This is a genomic window from Pelatocladus sp. (assembly GCF_059505505.1).
Genome location: NZ_JCACKS010000080.1, coordinates 1 through 10,572 on the forward strand (window position 1 = coordinate 1; position 10,572 = coordinate 10,572).

The following is a 10,572-nucleotide window of genomic DNA, read 5'->3' on the forward strand; positions in this document are numbered from 1 at the left end:
CGTCGAGAACGTCAAACCACCCTCTGGTAGTACTACGTCCAATTGCGATGGTCATCGAACTAAAACCCTCTTTTTTACTAAAATTGCACGTTATTGAGGAATTAACGTTGTTTCGACACTACACAGATACTTTACGTACCTGCTTTTATGAGAAACTACTGCTAGATTCAGTCAGTTTTTCTCAGGGTCGTGCCATTACCCCCAACACCAGCTGTAAATTTAGCTAGTATTCCTTAATGCTTCTTAACTTATCATAATTTGTCTTGTTTTTGTGCCTGATGCACCTGTGTAAATCAGGTATCTTGCATAGAACTATTAAATATTATCAATATCAGAAATTTTACAATTTGACACAAGTTTTCTCAGAAATCTTAAAAGAAACTTGCAATAGATCCATATACAGTGGCAGACTTTTAAAGGGAATTTATCAAACGCCAAGGTAGTTCCATGACGACATCAACAACCATTAACAAAGACGAACGCGTCTTGCATCAAAAGGTTCTCGGTTCACGTCGGTTGAGTAACTACTGGTGGGCAAGTATTGTAACTTTGGGTGCCACAGGCTTTTTCTTGGCTGCGCTATCTAGTTACCTACAAGTTAATTTACTCATAGTTACCGATCCAACTCAACTTATTTTTGTCCCACAAGGATTAGTGATGGGATTGTACGGTGTGGCGGGTTTGCTTCTCGCTTTGTATCTGTGGTCAGTAATTCTTTTGGATGTGGGCGGTGGATACAACGAGTTTAACCAGAAAACTGGCAAAGTCAAAATCTTCCGTTGGGGTTTTCCTGGCAAGAATCGTCGTATCGAACTTAACTTTAACACCCAAGATGTACAATCTGTACGAGTCCAGATCAAAGAAGGTCTAAATCCTCGTCGTACTCTCTATTTGCGTGCCAAAGGTCGTCGAGATATTCCCTTAACAAGGGTAGGTCAACCGATGTCTTTAAAAGACTTGGAGATTCAGGGAGCAGAATTAGCTAGATTTCTGGGAGTACCTTTGGAAGGTTTGTAGGTTGGTCATCAGTCATTAGTCATTTGACTCTTGACTCTTGACTCTTGACAGAATAATTCTCAGCAGGGTGCAAGCCCTGAAGTTTATGTGTGGGGTCAATCCAAAATCCTGTTAGAGGTTGACTCTTGACCACCACATTTATACAAATTACTCATATTCGCAATCAGAAGCTAAGATACACTGGTTGAGTCTATAGAACTAGCTAATGCGGTTAAAATTTTCGGAGCTTTTGGTTGTATTTGTGATTGTCAGTGTCTTGATGGTGGGTGGGTGTTCGACACAGCAAGTATCTTCTAATACTTCACCTGCCACACCCACAGCCACGGAGGCAAGCACCAATACAACTACACAGGCGACAACAGAAACAACTACAGAGACAACATCTGTATCTGAAGCTACACAAGAGGCGATTCCTGGAATGAAAGATTTACCAAGACTTGAAGGCAAAGCTACCGTGGTAATGACCGTCAATGGTTCTCCAATTACCATTGAAGTAGACGGTACTAATGCCCCCATCACTGCTGGTAACTTTATAGACTTAGTACAACGTGGTGTATATGATGGCTTAGTTTTCCACCGAGTTGTGCGTCAACCCCAACCTTTTGTTGTTCAAGGTGGCGATCCCCAAAGTAAAGATCCGAAAGTTGCAGCTAATAGGTTAGGAACTGGTGGTTTCATTGATCCTAAAACAGGTAGTGAACGCTATATTCCACTGGAAATTAAGCCCAAAGGATCAGACGCCCCCATTTACAGCAAAACATTGGAATCGGCTCGTATCAATCAACCCCCCCTGTTGACACATAAACTAGGTGCAGTCGCAATGGCGCGATCGCAAATGCCAGATTCTGCTTCTTCACAGTTTTATTTTGCCTTAGCTGATTTAGGTTTTCTAGATGGTAGCTACGCCGTATTCGGCTACGTCACAGAAGGTATGGATGTAGTGAACAAAATTCAGCAAGGCGATCGCATCGACTCAGCCAAAGTCACTCAAGGTGCAGAAAATTTGAAAAACGGTGGAAAATAGGGAACAGGGATCGGGGAAAGGGGATCGGGGAAAAGGGAGACAACTAATCAGTTATCAGTTATCAGTTATCAGTTATCAGTTATCAAATTAAACTGGTCACTGTTAACTGTTAACTGAATTCATGCCCAATCCCCAATCCCCAATCCCCAATCCCCGATCCCCGATCCCCATTACCCCTTATCCCCAGAGCAGGGTGGTTTCATACGAAAAAAGAAAAATATGGAAGTCTGTATTTCTCGTTTTGAAGCATAGATTTTTACCCCTCTCCAAACCTCTCCCCTTATTAAGGGGAGAGGCTTTAAAAGAAGATTTTAATTTTTCTCTGCTTGTATGAAACCACCCTGATTACCCCTTATCCCCTCCAGGGGGCCCCACCTTCTCCAATCCTCAAAACTTGCTAGAAGTCGTTGTCACTGGTATTAGTTTAGTTTCTGCCTTGGGTAAAAACCTCGTAGAGAGTTGGCAGCAATTGCTAGCAGGTAAATCTGCTATTAAAATTTGTCAACCATTTCCAGAATTAGAACCACATCCTCTTGGGTTAATTGACAAGCAACCAGCACAGTTGAAATTACTGACTCAACACCTGGTTGCTTCTGCGTTACAAGATGCAAGATTAGTTAATCCTCTGCCAAATTGCGGTGTTGTCATTGGTTCGAGTCGCAGTAATCAGGCGATGTGGGAAGAGATGGCGAAAAATAGGTGGGAAAAGGAAATGGTAAATTCCAATCCCCGATCGCTGATCGCCGATCCCCGATCCCCAGAGAATTGGTTAGACACCCTACCACACATGAATACGATCGCAGCTGCAAGACAAATTGGTGCGACTGGGATTGTTTTAGCACCTATGGCGGCTTGTGCTACTGGTATTTGGGCGATCGCTCAAGCTGCATATTTAATTAAATCTGGACAATGTCAGCAAGTCATGACAGGAGGGATAGAAGCAGCAATTACGCCTCTGACTTTGACTGGCTTTCACAAGATGGGCGCTTTGGCTAAAACTGGGGCGTATCCCTTTGATTTGCGTCGTGAAGGCTTAGTTTTAGGAGAAGGGGGAGCGATCTTGATTTTAGAATCGGCGGAATCAGCAAAGCAGCGCCAAGCTAAAGTGTATGGAAAGATACTTAGTTTTGGCTTAACAACAGATGCATATCATGCCAATACTCCAGAACCAAAAAGTAAGAGTGCGATCGCAGCAATCAAGGAATGTTTGCAACGCAGTCACTTAACACCAAGAGACATTGATTATATCCATGCTCACGGTACGGCTACGCAAATTAACGATCAAGTAGAAAGCCAATTAATACAAAGATTATTTCCTCAACAAGTGGCAGTTAGTTCTACTAAAGGAGCTACAGGACATACTCTCGGCGCATCAGGAGCTTTGGGAGTGGCTTTTTCTCTAATGGCATTACAGCAACAAATATTACCGCCATGTGTAGGCTTACAGCAACCAGAGTTTGATTTAAATCTGGTAAGAGAAGCACGTGAAATTGAAGTTCAAAGAGTATTGTGTTTTAGTTTTGGGTTTGGAGGACAAAATGCTGTAATGGCACTAGAAAAAGAAAAATTCAATATTTAACTTATCTAATTCAAAAAATAAATAGTCCGTAAATTTTGGTAAATAAAATTTACAAGTTTCTCTGTAAAATCTCTGTGATTTCAACAGAATTTGACCAATAAACGCTTCTCCTACACGTCATATTAGAGAAAATAGATATGATAATAAAAGTCGATAAAACTTAAAAATAATTTATAATCATGCTGGTTTCCTCCTCTGGTTTGTCCAAGGTCAAAGAATCAATAAAAGAAAAGATTTTTTTTGGCAATGAACCAACAGCCGAATTAATTGCTATTCTTACCGTTTACTTTGTCCAAGGTATTTTGGGGTTGGCACGTTTAGCCGTCAGCTTTTTTCTCAAAGATGAACTAGGATTAACTCCAGCTCAAGTATCGGCCCTAATGGGTATAGTTGTTCTACCCTGGATTATCAAACCATTATTTGGTTTTATTTCTGATGGCTTCCCCATTTTTGGCTATCGACGACGACCGTATTTGGTCTTATCTGGGATAATCGGAGCGGCTTCTTGGGTGAGCCTAGCCACAATTGTTCACACACCTGTAGTTGCAACAGCAGCGATCGCTCTTGGTTCTCTATCTGTTGCTGTTAGTGACGTAATTGTTGACTCATTAGTCGTCGAACGAGCCAGGATAGAATCCCAAGCGGAAGCAGGTTCTTTACAATCCCTATGCTGGGGTGCTTCCGCTTTCGGTGGTTTGATTACTGCTTACTTTAGCGGTGTCCTTTTAGAGCATTTCAATAATCGCACCGTATTTTGGATTACCGCCTCTTTTCCCCTCATAGTTTCAGCAGTAGCTTGGTTAATTGCTGAATCTCCAGTCAAGCAGAATGTCAACACTACCAACAACCCCAACTTCCAATCAATCAAACATCAAATTGGACAACTACGCCAAGCCATTACTCAAAAAGCTATTTGGCTACCAACAGCATTTCTTTTCATCTGGCAAGCTACACCAACTGCTGATTCAGCCTTTTTCTTCTTTACTACAAACGAATTACATTTTCAACCAGAGTTTTTAGGACGAGTACGCTTAGTAACTAGCCTTGCTTCCTTAGTCGGTATCTGGATCTTCCAACGTTTTCTTAAAACCGTCCCTTTTCGCGTCATTTTTGGCTGGAGTACTGTAATTTCAGCCGCTTTAGGAATGACAATGTTGCTGCTAGTAACTCATACAAACCGGACTTTAGGCATTGATGACCACTGGTTTAGTTTGGGTGATAGCCTAATTCTTACTGTTATGGGACAAATTGCCTATATGCCAGTGTTAGTTCTAGCAGCCAGGCTTTGTCCATCAGGAGTAGAAGCAACATTATTTGCCTTATTAATGTCAGTAACTAATTTAGCTGGACTAGTTTCATACGAGTTGGGTGCAGTATTGATGCATTGGTTTAGAATTACAGAAACAAATTTTGACAAACTATGGATTTTAGTAATTCTGACTAACCTCAGTACTTTGTTACCATTACCCTTTCTCAACTGGTTGCCTGCTGCTGAGTCTGAAACCGAAACATCTAAGAATTTACCACCAGCCTCAGTACCGGATCATGAAGAATCTTTTGCACCCAATATGATACCGGAATTGATGCTGCGAGAACTAGAGTCAGAAATAGTTGGGGATTAGGGGATAAAAGATCAGGAATCGGAGATCGGGGAGAGACGCGGTGATACGCAGAGTAGGAGAAAAGGGAGAATCTATCAAAAATATTCTGCGTGTCCCCTTGTCCCTCCTTTCCTTCCCACACTCCCCACTTTCCCCAATTCCCAATTCCCAATTCCCTTTCCCCAATCCCCAATCCCCAATCCCCAATCCCCAATCCCCTTTCCCCAATCCCCTTTCCCCAATCCCCAATCTCCACTTCAACCTATGCAAACTTTTGAAACTCAAGAAGAAATTTCTCAAATATCTACAAAGCCTTATAACCGTAATGATTGGCAAGGTGGATATAAATCTTTAAAACAAGAATTTGATTATTGGATAGATGACATAGAAGGGCAAATTCCACCAGAACTGAATGGTAGTTTATTCAGAAATGGCCCTGGTTTGTTAGACATAAATGGGCAATTAATTCATCATCCTTTTGATGGAGATGGAATGATAAGCCGCATAACATTTTCAAATGGTCGCGCCCACTTCCGCAATCGCTTTGTCCGCACTGATGCTTATTTGGAAGAACAAAAAGCGGGTAAACTTCTTTATCGTGGTGTCTTTGGCACACAAAAACCAGGTGGTTGGCTAGCTAATGCCTTCGACTTTAAACTCAAAAATATTGCTAATACCAATGTTATCTACTGGGGTGATAAACTGCTCGCTCTGTGGGAAGCAGCAGAACCTCATCGCCTTGATCCTCATACACTAGATACCTTGGGTAAAGAATACTTTCACGGTGTGCTGTCAGAAGGTGAAGCATTTAGCGCCCATCCCCGTTTTGATCCTAGTTGTGAGTTTGATGGTGGTGAACCTTGTTTGGTAAATTTTTCCATCAAACCAGGGCTATCAACAACTATTACTATTTTTGAGTTAGACACAACAGGCACTATTGTAAGAAAGCACGCCCATAGTGTACCGGGTTTCGCCTTTATTCACGATTTTGCTATTACTCCAAACTACTGCGTATTTTTTCAAAATCCTGTGAGTTTCAATCCCATTCCTTTTGCTTTGGGAATACGTGGTGCAGGTGAATGTATTAAATTTCAGCCCAATCAACCAACGCGAGTCATCATTATTCCTCGCCGAACCCCCCTAAAATCCCCCCTTGATAAGGGTGGACTAAAGGGGGTGCAAATTCTCGAAACTCACTCTGGTTTTGTTTTCCACCATGCCAATGCTTTTGAGCAAGGAAACGAAATTATTATTGATTCTATTTGCTACGAATCTTTACCAGAAGTTGAATCAGGAAATGATTTTCGACAGACTGATTTTGATGCTCTCAAGCCTGGACAACTCTGGCGTTTTCACCTGAATCTTCAAGACAAGACTGTACAGCGAAAATTGCTAGAAAACCGTTGTTGTGAATTTCCGACTTTGCATCCTCAAAAAGTGGGGCGATCGCATCATTATTTATATATTGGTGCTGCTGATGTTCCTAGTGGTAACGCCCCCTTGCAAGCATTTTTGAAGATGGATCTTCACTCGGGAGAAAAACAACTCTGGAGTGCTGCACCCAAAGGCTTTGCTAGCGAACCAGTATTTGTACCCCGTCCTCATTCTCAAGAGGAAGACGATGGTTGGGTGTTAGCTTTGGTTTATGATGCTAATTGCGATCGCTCAGATGTAGTAATTCTAGATGCCCGTAATTTCAACATAGGGCCAGTAGCAAGGCTACATCTTAAACATCATATTCCTTACGGTTTACACGGTAACTTTACTTCTGAGGTGTTTGTTTAACAGTGATCAGTTAATACGGTTGGTGTTAGTCGATTCATCGCAAGGGTATAAGCTCCTTCATACCCTTACACCCAGTCCCACCACACATAAAAAAGAAAATGAACATAGATAAAAAAGATACTTTTTATCTATGTTCATCTATGTGTATCTCTGGTCACTCTATATTACTATTTTGAAAGCGAGCAAAAAAAGCTACATCACGAAAATTTGTAACTTAAGATACAGAAATTATATTTTTCTCAAAAATAAAGGTTAGCCTAGATATAGACATCCGGTTCCACAAGCAAAAGATTTTATGGAAGCGTGATAGGAAGAGAAAAATCTATGATTACAACTTCTATACAACCACTGGAAGCTCCTTCTCCAGCTTATATTTGCCCATTAGATCAAGCTTGTAGCTATTTAGAAGCAGCAGCACGAGAATTAAAGCTAGATCAAGGTCTATTGCAGGTACTTAGTCATCCACGTAAGGTAGTTACAGTCTCCATTCCTGTAAAACGGGATAATGGCGAAATAGAGATTTTGGCCGGACATCGAGTCCAACACTGTGATGTCTTAGGACCTTATAAAGGTGGCATTCGTTACCATTCGGCTGTGACACTGCGGGAGGTATCAGCCCTAGCAATGCTTATGACCTGGAAATGTGCGTTACTAGGTATTCCTTACGGTGGTGCCAAAGGAGGTATTGCTCTCGATCCAAAACGTTACAGTGTGGGTGAATTAGAACGGCTCACTCGACGATACACCAGCGAATTAATTAAAGATATTGGCCCCAGTGTAGATATCCCGGCACCAGATATGGGTACTTCTGCCCGTGAAATGGCTTGGATGATGGACACTTACTCTGTCAATGTTGGTCATGCAGTTCCGGGAATTGTGACTGGAAAACCTTTATCTATCGGTGGTTCACTGGGACGAGAGATGGCAACAGGACGCGGTGTGATGATTATTGTTAGGGAGGCGCTAGCTGATCAGGGTAAGTCCTTGGCGGATGTGCGAGTAGTTATCCAGGGTTTTGGCAACGTCGGTAGTGCAGCAGCTTTGTTAATGCATGAAGCAGGAGCGAAAGTGATCGCTGTATCGACTGGAGGTGGAGGAGTTTATTTAGAAACTGGTCTTGATATTCCTGCTTTGAAAGCCTATACTGCTGAGAATCGTAGGAGTGTGGTTGGCTTTCCACAAGCAGTACCAATTAACAATGCAGAGTTACTAACTTTACCTTGTGATGTTTTAATTCCCGCAGCTTTGGAAAACCAAATCACACAAGACAATGTGAATCAAATCCAAGCCAAGATAATTGCAGAGGCGGCTAACGGGCCAGTGACTCTCATAGCCAACCAAGCACTAGAAGCGCGGGGTGTAACTGTACTACCAGATATCTTGGCTAACGCTGGCGGTGTGGTCGTGAGTTATTTAGAGTGGGTACAAGGTCTTTCTTATTTATTTTGGGATGAGGAACGAGTCAACCGCGAATTGGAACACTTGATGGTGCAAGCATATCGTCAAGTTATTAAGCATTCCAAAACACGGCAAATTCCCTTAAGGCTAGCAGCTTATACGTTAGGGGTTGGTCGAGTTGCTCAAGCTTTAACCGATAGAGGTTTGTATCCTTGAGCTTGGTGTGATGACTTCTAATCCTACAGCCAAGGAGCATTGTCCATCAAAGCACTTAACATCTTTTGGAAGTTTTGACGCAGAAGTAGGGCTAATAGACCACAGGACATTGTAGTTGCTGCCATCACCCACCAAAATTGGTTGACTTGCCATACTCCGCCAAACAGAGCAAAGACAATTAGTCCTGCGCCAGCACCTCCTGAAAACAGTAGAGCTGTTTCTTTGGCAGCTTGTTTAAAAGTTTGTGGTTTTGATTCCATAAACAAAAATTTTACTCATAAAACCAAAATAGCAGAAGCGATCGCTTCATAAAACATCTCGTTACTTATATCAAAAAATTCTTGCAAATTCCCAGTATAGAAGTAGAATATTTAGGATTTGATCACAGACAGGCGATCGCTTCCATGTCTCAGCCACCCCGTCGTTTTTCTACTATTGAACCTGAAGCTAAAGCACCCACCCTCAAGCGTCTACGCCAGCTTAGTCGCTTGCTAGATAAAGCTATTGTTATTCCCGGAACACGTATTGGTATTGGTTTAGATCCTATTTTGGGACTAATACCCATTGGTGGTGATTTTTTGGGTGTCATGCTTTCTGCTTACATTGTCCTAGAATCAGCACGCTTAGGTGTGCCAACAAGGACTTTAGGCAAAATGATGTTTAATATCATTATTGATAGCTTGGTCGGTGCTGTCCCAGTACTGGGAGATTTGTTTGATTTTACTTGGACAGCAAATGAGCATAATGTCAAGCTATTAGAAGAACATTTAAGATTTCCTAGTCAAAATCAAAGTGCCGATAAGTGGTTTGTATTCGCGGTTTTGATTGGATTACTGTTAGTTGCCATTGTATTAATAGCCTTGCCTGTGATACTAATGAGACTGCTGTGGGGAGCCTTAACCGGTACTTAAATGAGTTTTCACAAAAAGAATGAAAGATTGGTGGCAAGTGACTTTTCCAAAAGGGCGGCAAACTATCACAATTTCTGATGCTAATGGCTACCCTGTACAAATTGCTTATGGAGAAATAGGCACTGGCAGACCGATAGTTTTTTTACATGGTCTGGGTAGCTGGAGTTATAATTGGCGTCACAGTATTCAGCCTTTATCGAAATACTTTCGGGTAATTTGTTTTGATGCCAAAGGTTATGGATTTTCCGAAAAACCATTGTTGCGAAGAGAATATAATGGTCATCAAGTCATCGAATTAGAGCGAATAATTCAATCACTAAGTGATGAGCCTGTGGCAATTGTGGCAGAATCTTTAGGTGGATTAGTTGCCCTAGCTTTGGCTCAAGAAAATCCGCAGCTACTAGCACGTTTAGTAGTAGTCAATGTACCAATTTTTGCTGAAAGTCTTCCCCATTGGGGGATGTCATTGCTCGCCCAAACTCCGTTAGAAATCATACAAACAATAGACACATTAGGCTTGGCAAATATAATAGCTCCATTAGTAAGAGAAGTAATGGCTATAGAACGGCGTCGGGTATTGTTTGATCCATCTGTCTTAACAGATGAAGATGTTTACTGGATAACTTATCCATACATTGAACTCAAGGGTACTCTCACCAAAGTAGCTGAAGAGGTAAAGATCGCGATACGGGAAATAGAGAACCTGAAAGCAAACAAACCCAATTTGTTGAGCAAAGTACAAAATAATCTTGCTTCTATCCACTGTCCAACATTAGTTTTGTGGGGAAAACAAGATAGTTGGTTTCCCGCTACTCACGGAGAAAAATTGCATCAACGCCTTCCTAATTCTAGGTTACAAATTCTGGCTAATTGCTGTCATGATGCTTCCACTGGTGCTTCCAAAGAATTAAATGCAGCAATCTTAGAATTTTTGCAAGATACACAATTTTGGACTTTGGAAAAATAAAAATCCTATTCACACCCAATACTGCCCGTTCGCTTATTTTGAGATAACAAAAGGAATTAATGCCTTGGTGGGTA

Annotated in this window: 10 protein-coding genes; 9 read left to right on the forward strand and 1 reads right to left on the reverse strand. The window is 41.7% G+C overall.

Annotated features, from left to right (window positions below; translation table 11 throughout):
* The 7 genes from AC5JMK_RS07375 to AC5JMK_RS07405 form a co-directional block, all read left to right on the forward strand.
* Window positions 1-227, forward strand: a 227-nt coding sequence (locus AC5JMK_RS07375) for a hypothetical protein (RefSeq protein ID WP_495909773.1), incomplete at its 5' end; no start/stop codon positions are given.
* Between the two features lie 220 nt (window positions 228-447).
* Window positions 448-1,017: a photosystem I assembly protein Ycf4 gene (locus tag AC5JMK_RS07380; protein WP_096677885.1), complete on the forward strand. Its 570-nt coding sequence runs from the start codon at window positions 448-450 to the stop codon at window positions 1,015-1,017.
* A gap of 205 nt (window positions 1,018-1,222) precedes the next feature.
* Window positions 1,223-2,041 carry a peptidylprolyl isomerase gene (locus AC5JMK_RS07385; RefSeq protein ID WP_096677886.1) on the forward strand — a complete coding sequence of 273 codons (819 nt, stop codon included), beginning with the start codon at window positions 1,223-1,225 and terminating at the stop codon, window positions 2,039-2,041.
* Between the two features lie 394 nt (window positions 2,042-2,435).
* On the forward strand, window positions 2,436-3,620 hold the full coding sequence (locus AC5JMK_RS07390; RefSeq protein ID WP_096677887.1) for a beta-ketoacyl-ACP synthase: 1,185 nt from the start codon (window positions 2,436-2,438) through the stop codon (window positions 3,618-3,620).
* Between the two features lie 179 nt (window positions 3,621-3,799).
* Window positions 3,800-5,242 (forward strand): folate/biopterin family MFS transporter, encoded by a 1,443-nt coding sequence (locus AC5JMK_RS07395; RefSeq protein ID WP_096677888.1) that lies wholly within the window; start codon window positions 3,800-3,802, stop codon window positions 5,240-5,242.
* 243 nt (window positions 5,243-5,485) lie between these two features.
* A complete protein-coding gene (locus AC5JMK_RS07400) occupies window positions 5,486-7,006 on the forward strand; it encodes a carotenoid oxygenase family protein (RefSeq protein ID WP_096677890.1) in 1,521 nt (506 codons plus the stop codon).
* Between the two features lie 324 nt (window positions 7,007-7,330).
* Entirely contained in the window at window positions 7,331-8,620 is a 1,290-nt protein-coding gene (locus AC5JMK_RS07405) for a Glu/Leu/Phe/Val family dehydrogenase (RefSeq protein WP_096677891.1), read from the forward strand.
* A 23-nt stretch (window positions 8,621-8,643) separates the two neighbouring features.
* On the opposite strand, the gene AC5JMK_RS07410 is transcribed toward AC5JMK_RS07405, so the two are convergent.
* A complete protein-coding gene (locus AC5JMK_RS07410; protein ID WP_096677892.1) occupies window positions 8,644-8,880 on the reverse strand; it encodes a hypothetical protein in 237 nt (78 codons plus the stop codon).
* 144 nt (window positions 8,881-9,024) lie between these two features.
* On the opposite strand from AC5JMK_RS07410, the gene AC5JMK_RS07415 reads away from it, so the two are divergent.
* Together AC5JMK_RS07415 and AC5JMK_RS07420 are read left to right on the forward strand one after the other, a co-directional pair.
* Window positions 9,025-9,531 (forward strand): DUF4112 domain-containing protein, encoded by a 507-nt coding sequence (locus AC5JMK_RS07415; protein WP_096679250.1) that lies wholly within the window; start codon window positions 9,025-9,027, stop codon window positions 9,529-9,531.
* 19 nt (window positions 9,532-9,550) lie between these two features.
* Entirely contained in the window at window positions 9,551-10,498 is a 948-nt protein-coding gene (locus tag AC5JMK_RS07420) for an alpha/beta fold hydrolase (protein ID WP_096677893.1), read from the forward strand.
* Window positions 10,499-10,572: the final 74 nt, after the last annotated feature.